General features: G+C 41.7%; 17 protein-coding genes and 2 pseudogenes. 6 read left to right on the top strand and 13 right to left on the bottom strand.

From position 1 onward, the window contains the following. Window positions 1-146 precede the first annotated feature (146 nt). Window positions 147-344 (bottom strand): annotated as a pseudogene (locus tag ACM0OW_RS13710) (ISLre2 family transposase); the annotation flags it as partial. A 161-nt stretch (window positions 345-505) separates the two neighbouring features. Between ACM0OW_RS13710 and ACM0OW_RS13705 the strand changes: the two are divergent. From ACM0OW_RS13705 to ACM0OW_RS13695, 3 genes are all read left to right on the top strand, one after another. Further along, window positions 506-1396, top strand: a complete 891-nt coding sequence (locus tag ACM0OW_RS13705; protein ID WP_414550647.1) for an ABC transporter substrate-binding protein — start codon at window positions 506-508, stop codon at window positions 1394-1396. 117 nt (window positions 1397-1513) lie between these two features. Then, window positions 1514-1954 carry a SufE family protein gene (locus tag ACM0OW_RS13700; RefSeq protein WP_414550646.1) on the top strand — a complete coding sequence of 147 codons (441 nt, stop codon included), beginning with the start codon at window positions 1514-1516 and terminating at the stop codon, window positions 1952-1954. An 82-nt stretch (window positions 1955-2036) separates the two neighbouring features. Further along, window positions 2037-2192, top strand: a complete 156-nt coding sequence (locus ACM0OW_RS13695) for an AAA-like domain-containing protein (RefSeq protein WP_414550645.1) — start codon at window positions 2037-2039, stop codon at window positions 2190-2192. 54 nt (window positions 2193-2246) lie between these two features. Here ACM0OW_RS13695 and ACM0OW_RS13690 read toward each other — a convergent pair whose 3' ends face one another. The 6 genes from ACM0OW_RS13690 to ACM0OW_RS13665 all read right to left on the bottom strand — a co-directional run bounded on the left by ACM0OW_RS13690 (window position 2247) and on the right by ACM0OW_RS13665 (window position 15094). Further along, complete coding sequence (locus ACM0OW_RS13690; RefSeq protein ID WP_414550644.1) at window positions 2247-4301, bottom strand: prolyl oligopeptidase family serine peptidase; 2055 nt, start codon at window positions 4299-4301, stop codon at window positions 2247-2249. A gap of 320 nt (window positions 4302-4621) precedes the next feature. After that, window positions 4622-9607 carry a response regulator gene (locus tag ACM0OW_RS13685; protein ID WP_414550661.1) on the bottom strand — a complete coding sequence of 1662 codons (4986 nt, stop codon included), beginning with the start codon at window positions 9605-9607 and terminating at the stop codon, window positions 4622-4624. A 63-nt stretch (window positions 9608-9670) separates the two neighbouring features. After that, a complete protein-coding gene (locus tag ACM0OW_RS13680) occupies window positions 9671-12778 on the bottom strand; it encodes a methyl-accepting chemotaxis protein (protein WP_414550643.1) in 3108 nt (1035 codons plus the stop codon). A 16-nt stretch (window positions 12779-12794) separates the two neighbouring features. Next, window positions 12795-13325 carry a chemotaxis protein CheW gene (locus tag ACM0OW_RS13675; RefSeq protein ID WP_414550642.1) on the bottom strand — a complete coding sequence of 177 codons (531 nt, stop codon included), beginning with the start codon at window positions 13323-13325 and terminating at the stop codon, window positions 12795-12797. A 7-nt stretch (window positions 13326-13332) separates the two neighbouring features. Next, window positions 13333-13698 (bottom strand): response regulator transcription factor, encoded by a 366-nt coding sequence (locus tag ACM0OW_RS13670; RefSeq protein WP_414550641.1) that lies wholly within the window; start codon window positions 13696-13698, stop codon window positions 13333-13335. A gap of 172 nt (window positions 13699-13870) precedes the next feature. Next, on the bottom strand, window positions 13871-15094 hold the full coding sequence (locus ACM0OW_RS13665) for a response regulator (protein ID WP_414550640.1): 1224 nt from the start codon (window positions 15092-15094) through the stop codon (window positions 13871-13873). A gap of 402 nt (window positions 15095-15496) precedes the next feature. Between ACM0OW_RS13665 and hmpF the strand changes: the two genes are divergently transcribed. Further along, entirely contained in the window at window positions 15497-17242 is a 1746-nt protein-coding gene (hmpF, locus tag ACM0OW_RS13660) for a pilus motility taxis protein HmpF (RefSeq protein ID WP_414550639.1), read from the top strand. A 21-nt stretch (window positions 17243-17263) separates the two neighbouring features. On the opposite strand, the gene tilS is transcribed toward hmpF, so the two are convergent. The 4 genes and pseudogenes from tilS to ACM0OW_RS13640 form a co-directional block, all read right to left on the bottom strand. Continuing rightward, entirely contained in the window at window positions 17264-18280 is a 1017-nt protein-coding gene (gene tilS, locus ACM0OW_RS13655) for a tRNA lysidine(34) synthetase TilS (protein WP_414550638.1), read from the bottom strand. Window positions 18281-18323: 43 nt separating this feature from the next. Beyond that, a complete protein-coding gene (locus ACM0OW_RS13650; RefSeq protein ID WP_414550637.1) occupies window positions 18324-18638 on the bottom strand; it encodes a KGK domain-containing protein in 315 nt (104 codons plus the stop codon). Window positions 18639-19066: 428 nt separating this feature from the next. Further along, on the bottom strand, window positions 19067-19627 hold the full coding sequence (locus ACM0OW_RS13645; protein ID WP_414550636.1) for an antibiotic biosynthesis monooxygenase: 561 nt from the start codon (window positions 19625-19627) through the stop codon (window positions 19067-19069). A 47-nt stretch (window positions 19628-19674) separates the two neighbouring features. Beyond that, a pseudogene (locus tag ACM0OW_RS13640) lies at window positions 19675-19863 on the bottom strand (short-chain dehydrogenase); the annotation flags it as partial. Here ACM0OW_RS13640 and ACM0OW_RS13635 point away from each other — a divergent pair. Both ACM0OW_RS13635 and ACM0OW_RS13630 read left to right on the top strand, forming a co-directional pair. Beyond that, window positions 19863-20780, top strand: coding sequence for a LysR family transcriptional regulator (locus ACM0OW_RS13635; RefSeq protein ID WP_414550635.1), 918 nt, complete (start codon window positions 19863-19865; stop codon window positions 20778-20780). The pseudogene ACM0OW_RS13640 and the gene ACM0OW_RS13635 sit on opposite strands and share 1 nt — an antisense overlap. Before the next feature lie 84 nt (window positions 20781-20864). Next, complete coding sequence (locus tag ACM0OW_RS13630) at window positions 20865-21752, top strand: hypothetical protein (protein WP_414550634.1); 888 nt, start codon at window positions 20865-20867, stop codon at window positions 21750-21752. 83 nt (window positions 21753-21835) lie between these two features. Here the strand turns inward: ACM0OW_RS13630 and ccsB are convergent, their stop codons facing one another. After that, on the bottom strand, window positions 21836-22894 hold the full coding sequence (gene ccsB, locus ACM0OW_RS13625) for a c-type cytochrome biogenesis protein CcsB (RefSeq protein WP_414550633.1): 1059 nt from the start codon (window positions 22892-22894) through the stop codon (window positions 21836-21838). Window positions 22895-23020: 126 nt separating this feature from the next. Beyond that, the gene (locus ACM0OW_RS13620; RefSeq protein ID WP_414550632.1) at window positions 23021-24778 is read right to left on the bottom strand and encodes a DUF3352 domain-containing protein; all 1758 of its coding nucleotides are present in this window, start codon (window positions 24776-24778) and stop codon (window positions 23021-23023) included. Window positions 24779-24798 lie beyond the last annotated feature (20 nt).

Below are 24798 nucleotides of genomic sequence, written 5' to 3'. Positions count from 1 at the left end.
CCTGTGTTTGAGCAACAGAGTAGTCAAGAATCTCCGGTGATATCGAAAGATTATACAGCAGTTCCCGGTGTTATGAGGTACAGATATTAATGATAAAACTCTTGTGGTGCGGGCATCTTGCCCGCTATGTGTACCTCATAGCAGAAGGAAGTGCTGTATAATAAAAGAGCCATACATTGTCCAGCTAAAATGAGTGCCTGAACTCTAATTTCTTCTTCTCGCTCTTTGAGCTTTTTTCCATCCCATTCTGGGATATTACCAAAATCTAAAAGTTTTGTAACATTTGATTGAAAAGTTTTTATTGATTTATTTAAATCAAGAGTTGCACATATATTTTTTGTCATAAAAGGCAGATATCCCCTATCTGAAAACAGTATTTAAAGGGAATCTTACCTTTTTTTGTCGCCATTACAGAATTGGTAGGAATGTTTATGTATTTATACGTAAGACTAAGTAATAAATTTATTTTCGTACTGAAAAAAGATTATTAGCGATCGCTTGTTTTTTGTCCAAACTCACAAAATCGCGTTGCTCCCCATCGCAACAGCCACAAACCACACCAGCAACTTCAATTCAATCAATTAATAGTAATCAGCAACAACCCCAAGTTTCTGCTCAAAGAATAGTTGCTCTCACCTCATTATCTGCTGATATAATTCAGCAACTTGACCAAAGTAAACTTGTAGGAATTACAGGTAGCAGCTTACTAAATAAAGACCCACGTTTTCAGAATATTCAGCGCGTCGCCCAAGGTCAAACTCCCCCTAATTTAGAAAAAATTATCGCCCTCAAACCTGATTTGGTCATCGGTGCAGAAGGCTTCTCTGATCAAACAATACAACCACTGAAAAAACTGGGAATAGAGACTTTTTCCACCAAAGTCAATAGTTGGGACTCTCTCAAAGAACTGACTAAAACCCTAGCTGGTTTTATCGATGCAGATCCCACGCCATTATTAAACCGTTACGATACTTTTTTACCCAACGATATACCACCAAGTAATTCTACTTTAGTTCTGGTAAGTCGCCAGCCAATCTTAACACCAAATAAAAACAGTTGGGCGGGAGATTTATTAACACAATTCAAGGTGAAGAATTTAGCAGCAGACTTACAAAGTACTAGTCCTATTCGTGGTTACATCACACTGTCGGCTGAGAAAATTTTAGAAGCAAATCCCGAAGTGATAATTTTAATCAGTCCTCCCCAAGGTGGTTCCCAAACTGCACTTTTAGATTCCTTTAAAAAAGAAAGTTTCTGGCAAAATTTGCAAGCTGCAAAAAACAACCAAGTATATGTATTTGATTATTACGGGCTGGTGAATGCAGGTAGTATAGATGCTATAGAAAAAGCCACTCAGCAGCTAAAACAAGCCTTATCTAGACAACAGCCAAGTTAAAGGCTTGTAGTAAGGACTTTAGTCCTCACCATCTTCTGCGATCGCAACCATTACCAGATCCATCGCTGACAAAATCAACTACACTCAATATAAGACTGATTATTTGCAGCTTCTGTTATGTCCTCAATTATAGATTCTTTGCCACCTGCTCTCGCTAAAATCGTCCAGCGCTTCCAACGTGCTACAGAACCGAAGCGGCGCTACGAACAATTAATCTGGTATGCTCAGAAGCTGAAAGATTTCCCCGAAACTGGCAAAGTACCAGAAAACAAAGTTCCTGGCTGTGTATCTCAGGTTTATATCACCGCAGCCCTGGATGATGGTAAAGTTTTATACGAAGGTGATTCTGATTCCCAGTTGACAAAAGGATTAGTAGGGCTTTTGATTGAAGGCTTAAATGGACTCACTCCTACGGAAATTGTGCAACTTACCCCAGATTTTATTCAAGAAACAGGTTTAAATGTTAGTCTGACACCTTCCCGTGCTAATGGCTTTTTCAACATATTTAAAACCATGCAGAAAAAGGCACTAGAATGTAAGTTAGATTTGCCTAGTTAACTTGGTTGTCGCTCCCTCAAATAGAGGCTTTTTACGTCCCTATCTTTCCCTGCTGGAAGAAGATGAATCGTGAAAAAGAGCAATGCAAAAAGTTATTAATAGTGATATTCCTGTTCAGTTAGAGTCTGCACAAAGTTTTAAATTACGCAGTCTGGGCTTAATTGAATTTAAAGGAAATGAAGTTCAATGTCCTTGTAATTTATATCGTCTTTATTTTCGAGAACGACTATCACAATAATTACGAGAGGCTCAGATCCCCGACTTCTTGAAGAAGTCGGGGATCTTTCTTGTATTACGAATTACAAACTACCTCCAGATTCCGCACTAAAAAAGCCCACTTATCTGCCGCTTCTTCAATAATCTTCGTTGTGGGCTTACCCGCCCCATGTCCCGCCTTCGTCTCAATTCTAATTAATACGGGCGCATCACCAGCGTGATGGGCTTGCAAAGTTGCCGCAAATTTGAAACTATGAGCAGGGACAACACGATCATCATGGTCAGCTGTGGTAATTAAAGTTGCAGGGTAAGCTGTCCCAGATTTGAGGTTATGCAGTGGCGAATAACTATAAAGTGCGGGAAATTCCTCTGGGTTATCTGGTGAACCATATTCGGGAACCCAAGCCCAGCCAATGGTAAATTTATGGAATCGCAACATATCCATCACGCCGACAGCTGGTAAAGCTGCACCAAATAACTCAGGACGCTGAGTCATACAAGCACCTACCAACAAACCGCCATTACTACCACCTGCGATCGCTAACTTTGCAGGTCGTGTATAATTATTAGCAATTAACCACTCAGCCGCAGCAATAAAATCATCAAAGACGTTCTGCTTTTTCTCCTTCATCCCGGCTTGATGCCATTCTTCGCCATACTCCCCACCACCGCGTATATTCGGCAGAGCATATACACCCCCCATTTCCATCCATACCAACGTACTCACAGAAAAACTGGGAGTCATTGAGGCATTAAAACCACCGTAAGCATAGAGATAAGTGGGATTATTCCCATCTAGTTGTATCCCCTTTTTATGAGTAATAAACATTGGCACTTGAGTACCATCTTTACTGCTGTAAAAGATTTGTTTTGTCTCATAATCATCAGGATTAAAATCTACCTGTGACTGGCGGAAAAGTTGACTTTCACCCGTTACCATGTTGTAACGATAAATAGTACCTGGTGTAGTGAAGCTGGTAAAACTATAAAAGGTTTCAGTATCATCACGCTTACCACCAAAACCACCTGCTGAACCAAGTCCAGGTAATTCTACCTCACGTACTAACGCCCCATTAAGGTCAAAAATTTTGATTTGGGTACGTGCATCTTGGAGAAAATCAACCACAAATTGATTATTGAGAATGTTGGCACTTTCCAAAGTCGCCACAGACTGAGGAATAATTTCTTGCCAATTTTCCTGAGCCGGATTTTTGATATCAATGGCAATTAATCTGCCTCGTGGAGCATTCAAATCTGTGCGAAAATAAAATATATGATCATCATGTTCGATAAAACTATAATCAGCTTCAAACTGATTAATGAGTTCCACAACTTCAGCATTATGGTTAGTTAAATCTTTGTAGAAAACTAAGTTTTTTGCATCAGTCCCCAACCAAATAGAAATAATTAGATAACTGCCATCTTCAGTGACATTGCCACTAAAACCCCATTCTTTCTGGTCATCACGATGATAAATTAAAATATCTTCAGATTGGGAAGTACCCAATTGATGATAATAAAGTTTCTGATAATAATTAACATCTTCTAATTTAGTTTTTTCATTTGGTTCATCATAACGACTGTAGAAAAAACCTTGATTATCCTTTGTCCAAGATGCACCTGAAAACTTAATCCATTTTAAATGGTCTTGTAAGTCCTCGCCTGTTTCCACATCACGAACTTTCCACTCTTGCCAATCGGAACCAGAGCTAGATAAACCATAAGCTAAAAGTTGACCGTTATCACTAATTGCTAATCCAGAAAGGGCAATAGTGCCATCGGTGGAGAGTTGATTCGGGTCGATTAAAACTTTAGGTTCAGCGTCCAGAGTTTTGAGAGTATAGAGGACGCTTTGGTTTTGCAGTCCATCATTTTTGAAATAAAAGTAGTTATTACCTTCTTTAAAGGGGATACCATATTTTTCGTAATCCCACAGTTTAGTTAGGCGTTGTTTAATTTTTTCCCTAGCAGGAATTTCGTTCAAGTAAGCAAAAGTAATTTGATTTTCTGCCGAAATCCAACTGCGCGTTTCTGCAGAGTCTGGGTCTTCTAACCAACGGTAAGGATCTGCAACTAAAGTTCCGTGGTAATTATCAACTTGGTTACTCTTGTTACTGATTGGGTAAGACATAAGCAATTAAAAGTTAAAGATTAACAGAACCTATTAGTGCTATTTTATGACTTTATTCAATTTATAGGACTCCTATTTGAGTTTTGTTGGCGTAGCCTGCGCTTTGCGCTTACAAACACTTAGTGACGTGACAAGTTTCAAATGTTGCAAAAAATTGTAGGTTGGGTTGACGTAAGGAAACCCAACATCATTGGCAGCGTTGGGTTGCGCTGCGCTTAACCCAACCTACTTCTAAAACAGTGCATTATGTTTCTCTTGTGGAACAGGCAAGATGCGTGTTTTGGACTGGGAAAATTCACCCATGTCCCATATCCAACCACTTAAGCCGTTACTAACTTTTCGCCTGACAGCATCCGCACGGCGGCTTCGAGTAAAGCTTCTTCGAGATAGGGCTTGGTAAAGTAGCCACTAGCACCAAGTTGCACTGCCATTTGTCGGTGTTTGTCTGCTCCTCTGGAAGTCAGCATGGCAATGGGTAGGTGGTTGAGGTTGGGATCTTTTTGGATACGAGAGAGCAATTCCAGTCCGTCGCAACGGGGCATCTCGATGTCGCAAAATACGATATCGCAAGGTAGACCAGAACGGAGTTTGTCCCAAGCTTCCTGTCCATCACGCGCCTGTTCAACGCGATAACCAGCTTTGTTAAATGTCAGCGAGAGTAACTCTCTAACTGTAATTGAGTCATCCACAATCAGCACGGTGGGGTCAATTTTTTCTACCGTAACTTCTGGCACATAGGGGTCTTGTTGTTGTTGCCAAAGCTTACTGCCATTATGTTTAGAAATCCGTCCTTGGAAGATTTCGATAATCTCCAGTACATCAGCTATAGGCATGATGCGACCATCACCTAAGACCGTAGCACCTGCAACACCAATGGGTTTGGGTGCGGGGCTTTCAAATTGTTTAATGACAATTTCTTGCTCACTCAGCACTAGGTCAATTTGTAAAGCAATTAAGGTATTTCCCGATCGCACTACCACAACTGACACCATATCATCATCACGGTTGCCACCATAAACATTACCGCGACTCAACAGACGATTAAAAGTTAAAAGTTCTTTCAAGGGTCGGAAGGGGAGTAATGTATCGCGCCAAGAAATATATGATTGTCCATCGGGGTGACGCTGAATACTTTTTACGGGGATATCGAGGGTATCTTCCACCCCGTCCATCGGGAAGGCAATTCGGGCTTTATCGGAGACACAGCATAAAGCTTTGCAAATACTTAAGGTCAATGGTAAACGAATCGTAAAGGTGGTTCCTTTGCCGATAGTCGAGTCTGTGTTGACTATGCCACGAATTTCGCTGATTTCCGAACGGACTACATCCATTCCTACGCCACGACCAGAAATTTCATCAGCTTTGTCTTTGATACTAAAGCCAGGCTGGAATAGCAGGTCATAAACTTCCATGCGCGAAATAGATTTTGCTTGAGCTGCGGTAATCATGCCTATTTGCACCGCTTTTACCTTGATGCGTTCTGGATCGATACCAGCACCGTCATCACCCACGGAAATCACTGTTTGATTTCCTTGATAAAAAGCCCGAATCGTAATATATCCTGCGGGTGGTTTACCTGCTGCTTTCCTGATATCTGGCGTTTCAATTCCATGAGCGATCGCATTGTTGAGCATATGAGTCAACGGATCGGTGAGATGATCTAAAATCATCTTGTCAATTAAGGTATCTCCGCCTTCAATCACCAAATTGACTTGTTTACCATACTTGATGGCGTTGTCGCGGACTCCTCGCCGCAAGCGGTCGATTGTTTGGGAGAAAGGCACCATTCGCGCTCGTGTGAGTCCCTCTTGTAGCTGGGTTGTCACTTGGCGGAACTGTCTGGCTACTCTTTCGCTTTCTTCAGTTACAAAGTCAATGTCACTCGCTGACTCACGCACCCGCACAATAAATTCAATCATTTCTTGGGATAGGGTGTGGAAAGGAGTAAAGCGATCCATTTCTAACTCACTAAAACCCATATCTGTATGGGAATTATCACTGTTATAGTTAGTGTCTCTGACTTCTCTAGGATCTCTGATTTTGCGACTAGCCAGAAGAGAAGCTTCTAATAGCGATCGCTCATACAATTCTTGCATCCTGGCTCCCACATCCGACAGATGTTGCACCTGAATCAGCAAGTTATCTAAAGATTGCCGTAGTCGTTCATGATCCTGTTCTAAGGTGTTGCGATTGACCACCAACTCCCCAACTAAATTACTCATATCGTCCAGTTGCTTGACTGGAACTTTCATTGTTTCTTCAAATCTAGCAGTCAGACGATCTGAAGAACGAGAACTTTTGCTGGTTTGCGGCTTTGCTTTAGTCGGTGATGAGTGGGATATCGTTTGATCTGCTTCTGCTAGCAGTCTTTCCAAATCGCTAAAATCATCATCAATCTCTGCTGCTCCAATGGTGTAACTCGCAGGTTGGTTAATAGTTAGTTCATATTGTGGTGAATCTGATAGCTGGTCATTAGATGTCCTTACCTCTTGGTGAGCTGCGCTTGTATTCAGCAAAGCTTCCAGGTCGGCAAAATCAGCTTCTTCCCTCGCACTATCCTCAGAACTGACTGTTGTTTCCTCTTCTAAGAATGCTTCTAACTCAGCCAATTCATCTTGGATATAAGTCTCAGAAGTATCAAATTCATCGTCTGAATTAGTGTCTGCTGCGGAAATTACCGTGTTTTCTTCTAATCCTTCTAACTCAACCAATTCATCTTGGATATAAGTCTCAGAAATATCAAGTTCATCGTCTGAATTAGCGTCTGCTGCGGAAATTACCGTGTTTTCCTCGTCTTCTAACTCAACCAATTCATCTTGGATATAAGTCTCAAAGATATCAAGTTCATGTTCTGAATTAGCTTCTACTGTGGCAGTTTCAGTGTTTTCCTCAGTTTCTGAAACCAATAAATCGTCATCGTCAAACAGACTATCCGCATTATCCAGTTGAATATCAGTTGAGGTATCTGTAGTGGCTATTTCTTCCAAAAGAATTTGCGGATTCTCATCAAGACTATCAAACAAATCAGTGCCAAAATCTGCTGACGGGGCAGAATCAACAGCAGCTACCTTGGGTGGCTCTTGTGTGAATTCTGGGATTAAATCTAAAGCTTCTGGCTCTTGGGAGAAGCTGCTAATGTCCTGGAGACTCAATTCTTGCTCATCTTCATCGCTAGAAGATATAGAATCAAACTCTGCTAAATCTGCAAATAAATCATCGTCAGTATCTGATGAAAATATTAAATCTTCCTCACCCAAATCAAGATTGGTTGAAGGCGGAGTATTAAAGTCTTCTATGTTGCCAAAAATATCACTTGTTGCTGCCGCAAACAAACTCTCTTCTAAAGCTTTTGCTGCATCCTGCTCAATTACCGGCACAGATTCTGCTGCGGTTGTTGTTTCTTCGTTCCAGAAGTCGTTTAAATTCTCTTCAGCCTGAGTAAATTCTATGCCGTTAGCAGGTGTGAGATCAAACAAATCAGTAATTTCTGACTCATCGCTAGACAGTTGTGGAATATGATCAAAATCATCAAACAGAGCATCTAAACTTACAGACTCTGGCTGGATAATACTTCGTTGATTGTCTGCAACTTCATGCTGTAAACTATCCTCTACACCTGCATTATCTGGGTCGGAGAATAATTCATCAAAACTGCTTTCTTGGTTATTGGATATGGGTTCTAGTTGAGTTGATTCCCCTGTGGATATTAATTCATTTTCATTTGGTGTTGATGTTAATAAATCACCCATTAAATCATTTGGATTAATTTCAGCCGAAGATGTTTCTAATTCGCTGGAAATTTCCGCAGATGTTGGTTGATTTTGCTGCTCTGCTTCGCTAAAGTTCTTGCCAAATAATTGGTTTAACTCTTCTTTTGTTGTGATACTAATGTGCAGATCATGATCGCTTTTGCCTTCGTCCAAGAAGAGAAAGTCAGCTAAATCGCTATCAAAGTCTTCAATATCAGTGTCACTCACATCTATGCCTAATTCACTGGTGGCGCGAATGTCTACAATTTCTTCTTGTTGCCAGCTTTCATCTAGTTCCTCCGTTTCACCTTCAAATAAATCAGCCAGACTATTTAACTCAGATAATCCGACTTCAGGGCCATTTTGACTAATATCGCTAATCGGTGTATCTTCTTCATCATCCCAGAAGAAATTAGTAGTAGCAGCAATTTCTGGGATAGTGTTTTCTGTTGCGGCTGAAATATTCTGACTGGGCTGAAGTTGCTCGGAGAGTTCAGTTAAGCTAGTTATGCTATCTGTTGGCTGTAATGGTTCACTAGCAAAATTCTCTGTATCTGCTACAGATGTAGGCTGATCAACAAATAAATCTTGAGATTCTAACAACTCCAGTTCTGGCAAGTTCAAGAGTGCTGTTAATTGCTGACTAATTGCAATCTCATTTTCTCGGTATTGCAGAACTAATTCTTGGGCTTGTTTGATTTCAGTAATGACAATTTTTGCTAAACCGAGGTAAGTATTTTCCGGATTAGCGATCGCATTAGCCGCCCCTTGACATAATTCACACCAGTGAGGCAAATTCCAAGTCTGTCCCAAACTGACTAACTGTAGACAACATTGTTGAAGATTGTGCCGAGATTCGGGTGTACTTCGTTGTTTAAACAGTTGCAACATTTCCCGCAGTGCTTGTAACACTTGGGTTTGAAATTCATCCCAATGGTAAATTGATTGCTCTGTAACTGGCGAATTTTCTGCGGTAAATACTGACACGGGTAATTCTGTCGATGTACTTTCGCTTTCTTCTTCCAGATTCTCCATATCTGTCCGCAAGAACAGATCGGTAAGTGAGGTAACACTGTCCTCAGAGTTTGGTTCTTCTGCTGTTATCTGACTGTTATTTAGCACCCCACTGTTACGCTGTTGTACAAGCAGATCCAGATGCTCATATAGCCATGTAAAGACCGGCTCAGTTTCTGACATCAGAGTATTAGCTGCCTCTTCCGACAGGCCAAATGGCCCACTCAAATGTTCTAATAGCACCTTGAGGGTGTCAGATACACCGAGAAAGAGAGATTCTAACTTTTCGTCAACTTGAACCGGATGTTCTTTGAGAACTTTAAAACAATCTTCCAGACGGTGAGCGGTGTGCTGAATGCTATTCAGCCCCAGCATAGCCGCACTTCCTTTGATCGAGTGAGCCGCCCGAAAAACTTCGTTGACCATTTCCTGGTCGTCCAAGGTGCTTTGGAGGTTCATTAACCCCTGCTCAATCGTATTCAGATGGTCTCTGGCTTCTTCTATGAAGTAACCTAAAATCCGCTGTTGTTGTTCCGGCAGCATAATAAAACTCTGAGTACTGAGTGCTGAATGGTCTTTGGTCATTTACTAATGACTAATGACTAATTACTTAGATTCGAGGGTTTCCACGCGGAAACGCTCTACGGAGGAGATCAAGTCACGGGAAACACCTACTAAAAGTTGTAGGGCCCCAGAAACGCGCTGGGCTTCCTGGGAGGTTTCTTGGGCTGTGAGTTCCACCGATTGCATAACATGGGCTACGGCACGGGAAGTTTCCGTTTGTTCTACTGTGTCGCTGGTAATGGAGCGCACGAGAGTATCAATTCGATTCGCTACTTGAATAATATTTTCGAGCGATCGCTTGGCTTCTTCTGCCAATTTAGTGCCTTTAATTACCTGTTGTGTGCCTTCTTCCATTGCGGTCATAACTGAGCCGGTTTCGCTCTGAATTTGCATCACAATCTGTTCAATCTCTTTTAAGGATTTGGCAGATTTATCTGCTAATTGACGCACTTCATCGGCAACAATGGCAAACCCACGTCCAGCTTCACCAGCTCTAGCTGCCTCAATACTGGCATTAAGTGCTAGTAAGTTTGTCCGGGAAGCAATGGAAGAAATTAACGCCACAATTTTAGAAATTTCTTGAGAAGATTCGGCTAATCGCTTCACCTTCCGGGTAGTTTCTGCTACAGTTTCGCGAATTTCTAAAATCCCTGCCACAGTATTTTCCACCGCTTCTCCACCTTTGAGAGCGATCGCACTGGCATCACCAGCCACAATTTCGGCTTCCCGTGCTGCTTCTGCTACCCTCTGAATAGAGTCAGTCATTACCTGGACAGAATTTAAAGTTACTCCTAGCTCTTCGGCTTGTCGCAAGGCATCACCAGATAAGGCTCTAGCAAATGTTTCAGAATTAGTTGCGCCTTTTGTTACCTCCTTTGCTGCCACTTTTACTTGTTGAACAATATCCCGGAGATTTTGAATTGTCAGGTTAAAGGCATCAGCAACGGCTCCTAGTACGTCGGCTGTCACTTCTGCTTGAACTGTCAAATCACCTCTAGCTGCGCCTTCTACGTCATCCAACAGGCGAATCACTTGCCGTTGCAAGTTTTCTTTGGCTTCTTCTTGTTCCACAGCTTTGCGTTGGGCATCGGATGTGGTTGTAAAAATCACCCGTGCCATTTCATTAAAGCCTGTAGCCAAGCGCCCTAATTCATCTTCGGAATATACAGTGGCTTGCACATTCAGATTGCCTTGGCGGACGGCATCAAATTGAGCTTGTAGATCCTTCGTAGTGCGGCGAATTTGCTTAAGTGTCAGGCTGCCCATAAAGGCTGCTGTACCCGAACCAGCCAGACCCGCAGCCAGTGCCATCAACCAGCCTGTATTTCTGACTGATTCCCGTTGTTCCGGTGGAGAAAAATTGGTAGTTGTGAAGCTAACTGTCGCAACAACTAATGCGGAGAACACGCCCACTGTACCAGCGACAAACCAGGGTTTTACATCTAGAGAGGCATTTTCTAGAGGTGCTAACCAACCTTGCTCGACGCTGACATTTGGGACTGCTGGCGAAACATCTGTTTCGGTAAAGGTCGGCGCAGCTTCTTGTGCGCCACTATCTGAGCCGGTAATGGAAAACAGTTCATCATCCCGGTTCGGTTCTGTGTGAACATTACGCGATCGCACCCCGGCGCTGTCGCTTGATTGATTTTTGGCGTTGTTACTTGTGTCTTTTCTTGGTCGGTTCCCACTACTATTTAATGAACCCGAAAGCATTGTCACATCATCAAAACTAGAATCCGCGTCTGCTATATCAAATTCAGGAATGTTTGCTAAATCATCAAATTCATCGTAATCATCTAAAAAATCGATATTACTCTGAGAATTTTCGCCATTTATGATACTGTTTGTATCCTCTTCCGAGCCAAAAGCAGATTGAAATGCCTCGAAATCAAAATCATCATCAAAGTTATTTGTATTTGCCGCCGCATCACGGGAAATCTGCTGGTCTGTTGGCGAATAACTACCATTTAAACTTGAAGATGCTTCGTCATTAGCAATTTTCTCTAACCAATTACTAGACTCAGACTCAGGAAAATTATCGGGAGAATTATTACTCAAATCATTGGCTTCTGTTAAACCCGGCTGGAGATTCTCCGCCTCCATCAATAAAGTTTCAGTTTCCTCTTCCTGGCTATATGTTGATTGCAGGTCATAATCTGCCATATCTGGCTCTGGTTCCGGCTCTTCAGTCACAAGCTCAGGAGTATTTTCTACAATATTGCTGCTTGAAAAGTTAATTTCTGCAAAAGCTGCATCATCTACATTTTCATCATAAATTAGTGGAATTTCCTGAAAGTCATCTGTGGCAGCATCTGATAAATTACTGCTATTTTCTGGAGCATCTACGCTTTCGGCTACGACCTCTTCTTGCCAAAAAACGGGTAAATCTAATTCAACTTGTTCATTTTCCGGGTTGGGATGAGATTCTGGCTCGCTTTGATTTGGACTCAAAGCAAACGGATCTTCGCTCAATGGTGCTGCGGAATCTGGCGTTGGATTAAATGAAGTAGTCTCTGCGGGGATCTCAAATGGATTGGAGGATAAGTCTTCTACATCTACAGAGGGCGGCAGATCCGCAAAGGAATTCAATTCCAAGCTATTGCTATTTCCATCTATAGAGGGCGGCAGATCCGCAAAGGAATTCAATTCTAAGCTGTCGCTATCTCCATCTATAGAGGGCGGCAGATCCGCAAAGGAATTCAATTCTAAGCTGTTGCTATCTAGATCATCTATAGAGGGCGGCGGTGATGCCCAGGAATTCAATTCTAAGCTGTTGCTATCTAAGTGAGAAATTACACCTAAATCTTCTAATTCTGGTGGTTCAGATTCCATAGCCTCAGAATTTCGATCCAAAATTCCGGAATCTATTCTTTGTTGGGCTTGATTGATGTTTTCTAAACCACCATTGGCAAAACCTATAATTTCTTGATCATCAGACAACTGCAATACTTTTTGGTACTCTTCTTGTGCAACATCGTACTGTTGCAAAACGTAGTAGATATGACCCCTTAACAAATGGCAGTTAGGATCATCCGGTACATTTTGCACCACTTCATCAACTAAAGTGGCGGCAACTTCATACTTTTGTTGTGCATAAGCTGTACAAGCCTGATTATATGAATCTAGATAATCGTTTAAATTAGTTGCCATTTGCTCCCTCCCAATATCATCCTGCCCACCTCGCACTCCGCAAAATCGCCATTTGATCAAGCAGTCTTAAGCACTGTTTATTATTAGCATCTAATAACCACTCTCCACGTAAAAAAGGAGTCATAGTATCCGGTAAATTACTTGGGGGCATTAAATTCTGGATGTCCAACCAGTCCATACCACCAATTTTTTCTACCGCTAAACCCACGATTGTATCTTGCTCTTCAATCGCAATCACCGGGATTTCTGCTCTATCTGTATTTAATGCCGTGGTTTCACCCAGGAATTGCCCTAAATCAGCTACCCAAATGACTCGACCCCGTAAATTTAGAGTACCCAAAAGTAAAGGCGAAGCATTAGGAATCGGAGTGATTCTATCCGGGCTGAGTTCCATGACCTCTCGAATACCAGTGGCAGGTAGTGCAAATTCCTGCTCTGGTGGAATATAAAACCGTAAGTGTAATTCACCTTCAGGACTTTCTACTTGTAATTCTGGCCGAAACTGATCTTGGCCACTACCGCTTAAAAAGTCCGGTTTACTAACCATATTGTTTTCATCCTCGCAGCAGTTGTTTGACTGTTCCCACCAATTCGGTTGGTTGAAACGGTTTGGCTATGTAAGCATCAGCACCTTGCTTCATACCCCAGTAGCGGTCAAATTCTTCGCCTTTAGAAGAACACATCACCACGGGGACGTTTTGGGTTTTGGGGTTGGATTTCAACCGCCGACACACTTCATAGCCGTTCATCCGGGGCATCACAATATCCAATACCACTAAATCGGGAGGTGCATTTTGAATGGCCTCCAAGGCTTCTACTCCGTCGTTGGCATGGGTAACTATTAAACCGCTTGCTTTTAGGAGGTCTGTAATCATCTCCCTTTGTGCCAGACTATCTTCCACAATCAGAACTGTACTCATAAATGCCTATCTACCTCCTGATGTAGACGTTCCTTCTTGGAACATTCCCTGATCCCCCTAAAATATTTAGTGTATAAATTAATTTTATGGTTTCACTAATGTATTAGATAATAACCTGGTACTTGAGTCAGCTGATTCTGTGATAACATCTTTTACCCAAGATTTTATGGAATCAGTAAGTGTTACATTTTGTTTGTGTCCCTAAATAAGACTGTACGTTTACATATTTTTCTACGAGCATGAGTAACTCAGTATCCCCAAAGGGCTTGGTTAAGTAGTCCGTAGCTCCCACCATTGTCGCTCTGAGGCGATCTATAAATTGATCTTTACCAGTTAGCATGATAATCGGTATATTTTCAAATGCGGTAGAGTGCCGTAGCATTGCACAAATCTCGTAACCATCCAATTCCGGCATAGCAATGTCACATAGGATTAAATCTGGCTGGAGTTGAAAAAGGAGACTAATAGCCTCTAAGGGATTGGTCAAAGCGATCGCTTCATATCCTTGTGGTTTAAGGATAGACTCTACAGTTTCACAGATTGTTTTGGTATCGTCAATACATACCACGCGCACTTTCTCTTTGTCATCAAATCTTGACTTTTGTTTCTGTGTTGGAGAATGATTAGTAGTTGAATATACTAATTGTAGCCAACCTTGCTGTACGTATGGATATATTGCTTTGGCGACTGTCAAGATATCTCGGTTGAGATGGCGCGCCAGTTGACGCAGGGTTGTTTTACCATCTGCCCAATGCTTGAGCTTGTTGATTGTGGCTGGTGGCAGTGAAGATTGCAATTCAACCATATCAGCTAGAATTGGTAATTGTTCAGAAGACTGAATATGTGGATAAAGCTGTTTCCATGCCTGTATTTGCTGTGTAGTTTTATATACTAAAGGAGCTATCTCTAAACTGGTTAATTGCGGTGTCAGTGTTGCACCCTGCCGAAAAATGAAACTACCCTGGTGTAAACTAAGCAGGTCAAAGAGTGTTTCATACACCAAACTGCGAATAATATTATGGCCTACCTTGGGGTCAATGATATTCCGTTCTAATAACGCCCAGAGATACCCATACTCTGGTGCATTCTGTGAACCCAGGGAAGCAAGTTGCTGTTCATCAAGTCGCGTCTCGACGCGGTAATGACGTAAGTAATCATCAATCCGTGACAAATTCGGCTCACCTTGTTGACAGTAGATAATTTGACCGTTGAGGAAGAAGACAAACCAAAATTGTTTGTCAATGTTCCACGTATGGTGATGTCTGGCTGTCTCGTGATTTGTGAGTTTGTCGCTATTGTGAAAGCAGGCTTCCACCAAAAGTTGCCCAGTTCGCTGTCCTAACTCGATCAATTGCAGGATACTGCGAATATCGATTTCATTTAAATTTCCCTGCATTGAGCTTCAAGGTTCTCCTGATGATTCCAGTGACATTTTCTGTTAAATTTGTTCATTAACGGCTCTACTTTGTTAGCAGATGAATCTAGTATTAGTACTCAAAATATTATTTCCTTTACAACTAATACCAATCAGGGTATATATTTAGCTAAATACTGTAAACTTTTGTAATGATTTTTCTTAAACCTAGTAGTAACACGGAAGTCATCATCACTGCCATCAGTACAAAATATAAAGGCGAAATCAAATTTTTGCTATAAATATCAAGACGTTGATCTGACGTTTCTAAATAGTTTTGTATGTGTTTATTTCCTAAATTTAGTTAGAATTAAACTGAATTAGCAGTATTATCTCAGATATATTCCCCAAGACGGACATCAAGTACACAAGAGGACAAACGGTGTGCTGTATTTAGCAGAAGTACAAAAGCAGAAAGGCGGCTTACTCAGTGGTGGAGCTAAAACTGAACTGAAACTGCTAGCGTGTCAGCGAACCGACCAGAATTGGAGTACTGTGTCGGAAGACGCAATCAGTGCTGATGACGCTAGTAGATTAAATGATGGCGCACTGGTACTGGTGGAATTGAATCCAAATCGTCAAGTACAAAGGATTCAAGAAGCTGGCAGGCCATTAGTTAACATTTTGCAAACATTTTCCCGCCAGTTGGAAAAACTTAAGCTCAAGGAAGATGAAATTAACCAGTGGAAGGAGTCACTAACATTTCAGGCGCAAGAAATGAATCGCCGAGAAATGGATATGGAAGCTCGTTTGGAACATTTACAACAAATGGAGGAAGAGTTTCAACGTCTGGATTCACAGAAAGAGGAAGTTGAAACCAACCGCGAGCAAATTTCACAGTTACAAGCGGATATTGAACGGAACCGTCAGGAACTAGAGGGAGCTTGGGAACATTTGCGGGGTGAGCAACGCCGCCTAGCAGAGTCTCAAGCAGATTCTCCACAGGGTCAGGTTTTAGATCAAGAGCAAAGTCGGGTGATGAGCGAGTTACTTGATCGCTTGTCTAATAAAATTGCACCCACGGAAACTTTTAGGGAACATCTGAATCTAGCTTGGGAATTGGTCGAGAGCCAACAAGCTACTTTAAGCCCACATTGGGAACAACTAGAACAACAAAAAGCTGTAGCGACTCAACAGCAAGCAGAAATTGACCGCTTATCGCAAACTTTAAGCGATCGCCAAAACGCATGGCAACAAGCACGGAATTTTTTGGAAGAGCAAAAAGCTCAATTAAAAGTAAAAACTGCAACTCTGGCCAGTAAGCAAGATTATGTTCAAATCATTAAGGAACAGTTGCAACAACAGGATCTGTTACATCAACAAATTCGCTCTTTAGCTGCAACTTCTGGGGATGTCGTACTGAGCCAGCAAATTGATGTCGAAGCTTTGGAACGGATGTCTTTAGAAGAACTACAACAAGTAATACAAGACTTAAAGTATAAGTTGGAAATGGATTCTAGCTTTGTCCACGATCAGGAGCAAGAACTGACATATAAGCAGGAAAGCATAGAAAAACTGCAAAATCAAATCAACGCACCAGGCGACGAAGACAAAATAAATTTGGAAGCAGAACTGGCAGACGAAAAAGACCTATATCAAATGTTAAACGAAACTTTGGTAGGGCAACGCCGCAATTTACAACAACGGCAAAAGTTGATTCAGCAACATGAAAATATACTTTTGCGACGACAAGGACATCCTATTACCAATACAGAAGGGGATAACCAAATTGACTTTGCGCCAATTTTGTTACAAATGAAAACCCAACGACAACAACAGTCGCAAGAACTAGAAAAGTTAGAACATGAGATTTCCCAGATACGTGCTGCTCTGGAAATGGATCAAGGAATGATTGACAATCAAACCCAAGAGCAAGATGAACAGCACCAAGAATGTCAGGAAATAGAAACAAATTTGCTATCATTGCGAACAGCAACCGCAGAATGTTGGGGTCGTGTGCATCTTTACCAAGAGACATTACAACCGATTCAAGACTCTCTCGACGGATTACGGCATCAGCTGCAAAGAATTACCGATTCTTTGGCTCAAGTTCAGGAAACTGGTGCGCATCAAATCGAGACTATCAATGAAATGCGTCACACTCTTCAAAGTCTGAGTGCTGATTACTGAGTCCTGAGTGCTGAGGAAGAGTTAAAAGTTAAGAGTGATGCAGATCCAATCGCCTTGAACTTGAGCGATCGCACCACCAGGAAATGGATCAGTTTGTGAACGGTTTGGTGCTATAATTAATGCCGTCAATTTTTCGATGTGTTCAAAACTCGGTGCGTCAGTTAGTATCTGTTGTAATATTTGCCTCATGACGCGACGTTGTAGCGCTAAAGGTGCTTTTTGTAATACCTGACGATTTAACCTCAATCCAGCCTCGTTTACCTCAGACTCAGACGCGATCAATCGCGTCTCTACAAGTTCTGTCGCTGTTTCCCTCAATTCTTGGGCGGCTTGCTCTAAATATTCCACTTCGGCTTGCAGTAGTTCTGCTGTTTGGGCTAAGGCGGATTCTACTTTGGGGTTAAAATTTGTTTGTAAATATGGGATTAACTCTTGGCGAATGCGGTTGCGGGCATATTTGACATCTTGATTGGTGGAATCTTCCCAAATTGGAAGATTAAATTCTTGACAAAATTGCTTTGTTTGTGGTCGAGTAATTTCTAAAAGCGGACGCACTAAGAAAATATCCGCAGTTAGTGGCCTTTGCCAAGTTAATGCTTGTAACCCATCAGCACCAGTACCACGCATTAAGTTGTAAAGCAAAGTTTCAGCGCGATCGCTAGCGGTATGCCCTGTGACTATATACTGATAATTATTTACTTGAGCGATCGCACTCAAAGCTGCATACCGCCAATTACGTGCCGCCGCTTCGCTATTTAATGGCTGTGTTGCTGTTTCTAAATAAAAAGATACACCCCAACTTTGAGCTAATTTTTCCACATGATCAGCATTAGCTTCAGAATCACTACGCCAACGATGATCACAATGAGCAATACCTAAATCCCATTGCCATTTAGGTTGTAAATCTAACAGCAATTTAATTAAACACAAAGAATCTTGACCACCAGAAACAGCGACTAATAGCCTTTGCTGACGCTCAAATAAGTGGCGTGAGCGCATGGTACGATGTATTTTTGCGTGTAAGGCAGTCCATACCATTTTTGTTAATTAACCGCATACAAAACCAGATATTTTTTATTATCTATGATTGGCTTTGCATTTTTTCCAGTTGTTGATAAATTTCCTCCAAGGGAAATTCTGGCTCATCAGGACAAAATTCTAAAGAAAGTCTCACTTTTCCTTTCGTCCATCCCTCGGCACTAAATTTTAAAACTTCACAATCTAATCCTTGGCTATATAAACTTTCTTCAGTTGTCCCTTCTGCTCCCAGGTATTGTTTAATTGCTGATATCAAATCATGAACTTTAAATGTGCCTGAAACATCTAAATTATTAAAAATATCTGGTTCCACATACACAACTTCATCATGATTTAGTCGTTCAAATCCATTTTCCATATAAATCTCCTATCACTAAGTCTATAGTTTCCATAGAGATAGATGTTCAGCCCAAATAAATAATACTTTTCTTCGATAGATGCCGTTTAATTAAATGTATTAATTAATTCATTGATACAATAAATACCTGAAGATGAGCCAAACTTACCCTAATTATTTAGTGCTTACATTTTATCTATATTCCTTTAGTTTGACAATTAGCTGTTAAATTAAAATTTATAATAGAATGGAAGAGTGAGTTATTAGACACAGGCTCAATATTAAGTTCAGTCCCCAGAAATTTTAGTATCCGAATTTACTCATTTTCAATCAACTATTATGGATTTCTAATATTGCACTAGATATAAATATGAAACAATTGCTATCTAGTGCAAAAATAACTAGATATTACCTAAAAAAGCATCACATACCTGCTGCGCTCTCATTTTTTAAACACCTCGTGATTTCCCATATAGCCAAGGACTAAAGAGACGAGTTACCCAAGGCATGACAATATAAGTTAACAATCCCACCATGATTGCGGAAATAATCAATGAAATTATCACAGAAGGTAAGTTACCCAGCAAGGGTGTTAAAAGTCTATTCAGCACATTAATCAATACAGATACAGCTGCCCAAGTTAGCAATGCTGTTTTATAACGAGGTGGAGTTTTGAGTGGTTGACCAGGAAGAGAAAACCACGCTGATAATCCGTTGATTTCCTGAATATGAGGGTCAGATTGAACTAAATCTTGAGATTGAGTCAGCCAATATTCGCGATCGCGTGATGTCATCCATGCCTTCAAATTTTCATAGCCGTCAAACCGGAAGATAATCACATATTCTGGACGCACACCTGGTTGTGGGCGAATTACATTTGTGCCTAAATGGCCAGCATAACTCCCACAAACACTGGTAATATCTTTCAACCAAGTTTCATAAGCGCTTTCGCATCCTGGTTTGACAATTTGTGAAATGAAAACGGTGACAATGTGATCTTCTTGTTCCATCTCTAATTAAGCAAATGTGATTTTTAGCCTGAATTTGCCATATTCACCTACCACTGTAATTGAATAGGGCCACCAAACTTCCGCATTTCCGCAAAAAATTGTCCTTGCGCGCCACCATCTGGAAGTGTTGCCAGATAGACTGCGGTTTCGGCTCCTTCTTCTGCCGTAAACGGTGCATTTTCGCCTCCCATGTCGGTTTTCATCCAACCTGGAGAATAAGCATTAACAAGAATCGATGGGATTAATAGATTTATCTGCCATTGATCTAAACCTCCTGGTCGCCTTTGAAGCGCTGTTTGAAGAAAGAAGCGTGACAGCCGCAGCCCAAAAAATGTATCTAGGACAACCAGCTATGAATGCGTCCCTAGCAAGATTACGTATACTATTCCAAGATGAGTTATTTCTCCGTATTGGTCGAGAAATGCAGCCCACAGCCAAGGCGCTGGAAATTGCCCCTGATATCAGAACCGCCCTAGAACAAATTCGCCAGATATTGGCAGTTAGTAAAATATTTGACCCAGCTACGGCTAAAAATACTTTCAAAATTGCTAGTTCAGATTACACCAGCTACGTTGTCATGCCCAAGCTGTTGGAACTTTGCCGACGTACTGCACCAAATATTGATTTTCGATTGATTGGTTTTGCTAAAGACTGTGTGGGAGAACTATTAGAGCAAAGAGAGATTGATCTAGCCTTGGGTGTTTTCCAAAACCCGCCCAGACAAACAATACAGATGCCATTATTTCCCGAACACTTTGTAGGCATCTGTAGACGTGGACATCCCATGATTACCCAGGATGCCATCACACCGGAAACCTTCGCTAATCTGCTTCATGCTCTTTTCACTATCAGGCGAGATGAAGTTGGTGAAATCGACCAGGTGCTTGCTAAATATAATCTCCAGCGTCGAGTTGCTTTGACAACTCCTCATTTATTAGTGTTGCCAGAAATCATTTCATCCAGTGACTTGGTGAGTGCTGTTCCATCACGATTGGTAGAATCCTTTGCATATCGAGGGACATTAGAAATTTTTGAAATTCCTGTCAAAACTGAACCGTGGATGATTTCTATGCTTTGGAGCAAACTCACAGATCAGGATCAGGCAAATATTTGGTTACGACAAATGTTGAAAAGCGTTTGTGAGGGAATTTAACGTAAAAGGTGAATAAACTGAGTGAACGTTCCCTAAATCTGCTTAAATTCATGACAATGGCTCAAAAATCAAACTACGGAACCGATGATAAAACCAATTCGTATTCTTTTGCAAACTACCATTCCTAGCACTGAAGATGACTGGAGCATTTTCCGGTTCTCTTTATTACAGGATTATCTGGCATCTATTCAAGATGAAGCGGGAAATCCATTGTTTGAAGTCAAAGCACGCGATCGCTCCATCGATGCAGAGGGTAACGACCCGGTTTTGAGTACATTAGGGGAATCAAATTTTGATCAACTTTGGTTATTTGCCTTAGATACTGGGGATGGGTTAACAGAAAAAGATATTGCTGGGATTAATGCCTTTCATCAACGTGGAAGTGGAATTCTCACCACACGGGATCATCAGGATATGGGCTGTTCAATGTGTGGTTTAGTTGACATTGGCGATCTCCATTATTTCAATACCAAAAATCCCGATCCTGATAATACTCGTTGGAGTCGGGATGATCCGCATACAACTTATATTTCTTGGCCTAACTACTATTCTGGGGCTAACGGTGATTATCAAAAAATTACCCTGGTAGAACCAATTCACGAACTGTTAAAAAATCCTCATTCTCCTTCTGGAAGCATCGAATTTTTTCCCACGCATCCCCACGAGGGTGGTATTGGAGTGCATCCAGAAAAACTCAATGCGCGAGTCATTGCCCTAGGAAAAAGTTTGGCTACAGGTCGGGACTTCAATCTAGTTGTAGCACTCGACAACTATACAGACGCACAAGGTAATCTAGTAGGGCGTGTAGTAGCTAACTCCAGTTTCCATCACTTCGTAGATTACAACTGGGACATTAACAAAGGCTGTCCCACATTTGTGGATGAACCACCGGGAGATGGGATGAAAACAGAACCACGCGCCTTAGAAGACATAAAGGCTTATGTGCGTAATGTCGCTTTGTGGTTAGCTTAATAAATATGAAATTTTCTAGAAAACGGAAAGAGACGCGATTCATGCGTCTCTACAATATGGGTTGTGGACTGAACTGTATTGATTTAGAAAAACCAACCGTAAGAATGCAAACCTTTTCCTAAAAGATTTACACCTAGATAGCAAACCCAAACGACAACAAAGCCACTGGCGGCTAAAATTGCAGGGCGACGACCTTGCCAACCGCGAGTAATTCGGGCGTGGAGATAGGCGGCAAAAACTAACCAAGTAATTAAAGCCCAGGTTTCTTTGGGGTCCCAACTCCAGTAGGAACCCCAAGCTTCATTAGCCCAAACTGCACCAGCAATAATACCAATAGTGATCAGGGGAAATCCTAGTCCAATGACGCGGTAACTGATATTGTCCAGGGTTTCAGCTAGGCTAAGGCGTTGTGGAGAAAGTAGTTTTTCGGCAGTTACTACAGTAGGCAACTCAGTAGCTGTGACTAAATTTAAAACAGCAGTATTACCATTGCCATTATTATTACTTTCAAAGCGAGAAAAGCCATTATTTTCAGCCGGGGGTGTGGCTGGTTGAGTAACGAGTTCACCAGCTTTGTGTAACCGGTAGCCGTTACTGCGATAACCGCCAGTACCCACAGAACTGCCTTGGAGTTGGATATTTTGACCACGGGTGACAATTAAAAAGGCGATCGCTAATAATGATCCCACCATCAAAGCGGCATAACTTAACATCATCACACTGACGTGCATCATCAGCCAATTAGACTTGAGCGCAGGTACTAAAGGTTCTGCTGATTGCATTTCTGATGGCAAAGTGAGGGCTGCAAAAGCCGTGATCCCCATTGCTACAGGTGCGGTAACAACTCCTACTAAGCGGCTACGGCTAGTGTTCTCAGCAAACAGATGTACAGCAGTAATTCCCCAAACCAAGAAAAATAGGGATTCATAGAGATTACTGAGGGGAAAATAACCAGCTTCGATCCATCGCGCCCCTAATAAAGTAGCTATACATAAATTAGCGATCGCCATTCCCGCAGTTCCCAAAGTCCCCAGTGTCGGTAGATTGGGAAAAGCTGCTCCGCACCAATACACCAACATTGTGAGAAATAATACAGCAAACGTGGCATTGTCCAGCCAGTTCTGGAGTTCAACCAGATTCATAAAGTGTTCTCCCCAGTTGAGTCGTTAAAATAGTGATTCTGACTGTTCTGATCCTATCCGTTTACAGACTCATAACACACGGTTTTTAGACTTTCTTGTAGAGACGCGATTTATCGCGTCTCAGATTTATCGCGTCTCAGCACTCATATCTGAACTAGGAGAAATGGCTGAAGTATCATCTTTTTTCAGGACTATAAAAATGTCATAGCGAGTACTGCGATTATCGCTAACAGCAGATGTCACCCCAATTGAGCTTGTCGCATCTAGAAAAATTTGTTGATTAGGAAATAAAGTATTGAGAGTAAAGTTTTTCACAGCCACTTCCATATCCAAGAAAAATTGACCATTTGTGGGATTGGGTTCTGTGGGAACAGTTTGTTGAAATGGCGAGGTATTAGCTAGAGTCTTATCAGGTTTAGGGACAATTTTATCTGTGATGGGAGCGCCCACTACCAAAAAAGCAATATCATCATCTAACCAACCACGGCTGGCGGTTAAGGTGTTAAAAGGTGTAATCCAGTTCACAATCGGTTGACCTGCAACTGTACTCGGTTGAATCTGGAACTGATATTGGGTTTTCATCACCTCATCCAGCTTTTTCAAAGATGCTTCAGCTGACTTACGTAGGCTTTGCCCGTTAGAAGCATCCTTTGCTTGTATCATGAATAGCAAACCTGCTCGGAAATCCTGAGAATCATCATCATTTGAGCTATTGGGAATTACAGACACAGAAAACTCACCCTGCATCCAACTGAGAAAATCTTGATCTAAATCCATCTCGGTGAGTGACTTGACACCACCTCGTAACTGTTCTGGTGAGATGGGCGAGAGAGGATTCTTTTGTGATGTTAAAACGTAATCTTCCCAAAACCGTTGTAAGTTTCCGCCAGAAAGCATCATTAAGGTTTCGGCTGGTACACGGTTTTGCATTGTCCCGGCTTTGTTTTCCACTTTCAGAACACGCTGACTATTGGGATTAAGCCAAGAAATTCCCTTGAAGCGGATTCCTTCTGGCTCTAAGGTCATAGATCCTGCTAAACCTTGGTTATTTTGCAGTTGAGCTAAAACCTGAGCTGGTAAAGCCCGGTTAGGAGCAGCAGCAGCGATTCTGGCGGCTATGGGTACATTTAAATAAAACTGAGCAAAGGGGCGATAACTGGAGATTTTGCGAAAATTATCCCCAAAGCCTGCGACTGTTGCTAAGGATGCTTTACCTTGATATGCATCAATTGCTTGTTCTGTGGCTTGGGGATGGTCAGTAATCACTAAAAACCGTTCATCTAGTAAGGCGGCTGAAAGCTTTTCCCCTGATTTACCATCAGTTTGTTTAATGGTGATTCCCTGATAAGTGCGGTCGTACCATTTACCTTGTTTGAGGGTTTTGGGTTCAGACAAAATGCTTTTAGCTGCTTCTAGGTTATTAATGGGTAGTACCATGACCATCGACTGTTGAGCGCTAGCAGCATCTTTATCGTTGTCTACTGGTTTGAGTGCAGGTTGAGTTGGTGGGGATAAAATTGCTAAGGTGACTTCATCGCCTACCCAAGGGGCGATATCTTTCTCGAAGTCATAACCATTATTAGTCAGAAAGCGATCGCGCAACTGGACTAAATTTTTATTGATTTCGGCTTGGGTTTCTGTTGTTCCCAATTCTTGCAATTTTTGCCATTGTTTGGGATCTGTGGTTAAAGAAACCGTCAACAGCGCATCTTGAGGGATAATATTTACACCTACTGGCAAGCCTCTAGAAGATGTTTGCCTTTGAGTTAAAAACCAGTATGCCGCACTCCCCAGACCAATCAATAATCCAGCAGCCAATAATGTCAGTAGCAGAGAGGGTTTCTTTGTTTTATTTTTTATAACAGACACAACAGGCAAAGCCATCTCAACCAATACCTCATCCT

This window comes from Anabaena sp. CCY 0017 (assembly GCF_963920885.1).
In the GTDB taxonomy this organism is placed as follows: domain Bacteria; phylum Cyanobacteriota; class Cyanobacteriia; order Cyanobacteriales; family Nostocaceae; genus Nodularia.
The sequence above is the reverse complement of the archived record's forward strand: the minus strand, read 5'-3'. Positions and strand labels throughout refer to the sequence as shown.

Coding starts and splice junctions, on each gene's coding strand:
- ACM0OW_RS13700 (WP_414550646.1), top strand. CDS start 1,514: ATGTCCTCAATTATAGATTCTTTGCCACCTGCTCTCGCTAAAATCGTC.
- ACM0OW_RS13695 (WP_414550645.1), top strand. CDS start 2,037: ATGCAAAAAGTTATTAATAGTGATATTCCTGTTCAGTTAGAGTCTGCA.
- ACM0OW_RS13690 (WP_414550644.1), bottom strand. CDS start 4,301: ATGTCTTACCCAATCAGTAACAAGAGTAACCAAGTTGATAATTACCAC.
- ACM0OW_RS13685 (WP_414550661.1), bottom strand. CDS start 9,607: ATGCTGCCGGAACAACAACAGCGGATTTTAGGTTACTTCATAGAAGAA.
- ACM0OW_RS13680 (WP_414550643.1), bottom strand. CDS start 12,778: ATGGCAACTAATTTAAACGATTATCTAGATTCATATAATCAGGCTTGT.
- ACM0OW_RS13675 (WP_414550642.1), bottom strand. CDS start 13,325: ATGGTTAGTAAACCGGACTTTTTAAGCGGTAGTGGCCAAGATCAGTTT.
- ACM0OW_RS13670 (WP_414550641.1), bottom strand. CDS start 13,698: ATGAGTACAGTTCTGATTGTGGAAGATAGTCTGGCACAAAGGGAGATG.
- ACM0OW_RS13665 (WP_414550640.1), bottom strand. CDS start 15,094: ATGCAGGGAAATTTAAATGAAATCGATATTCGCAGTATCCTGCAATTG.
- tilS (WP_414550638.1), bottom strand. CDS start 18,280: ATGGTATGGACTGCCTTACACGCAAAAATACATCGTACCATGCGCTCA.
- ACM0OW_RS13650 (WP_414550637.1), bottom strand. CDS start 18,638: ATGGAAAATGGATTTGAACGACTAAATCATGATGAAGTTGTGTATGTG.
- ACM0OW_RS13645 (WP_414550636.1), bottom strand. CDS start 19,627: ATGGAACAAGAAGATCACATTGTCACCGTTTTCATTTCACAAATTGTC.
- ACM0OW_RS13635 (WP_414550635.1), top strand. CDS start 19,863: ATGGGATTAATAGATTTATCTGCCATTGATCTAAACCTCCTGGTCGCC.
- ACM0OW_RS13630 (WP_414550634.1), top strand. CDS start 20,865: ATGATAAAACCAATTCGTATTCTTTTGCAAACTACCATTCCTAGCACT.
- ccsB (WP_414550633.1), bottom strand. CDS start 22,894: ATGAATCTGGTTGAACTCCAGAACTGGCTGGACAATGCCACGTTTGCT.
- ACM0OW_RS13620 (WP_414550632.1), bottom strand. CDS start 24,778: ATGGCTTTGCCTGTTGTGTCTGTTATAAAAAATAAAACAAAGAAACCC.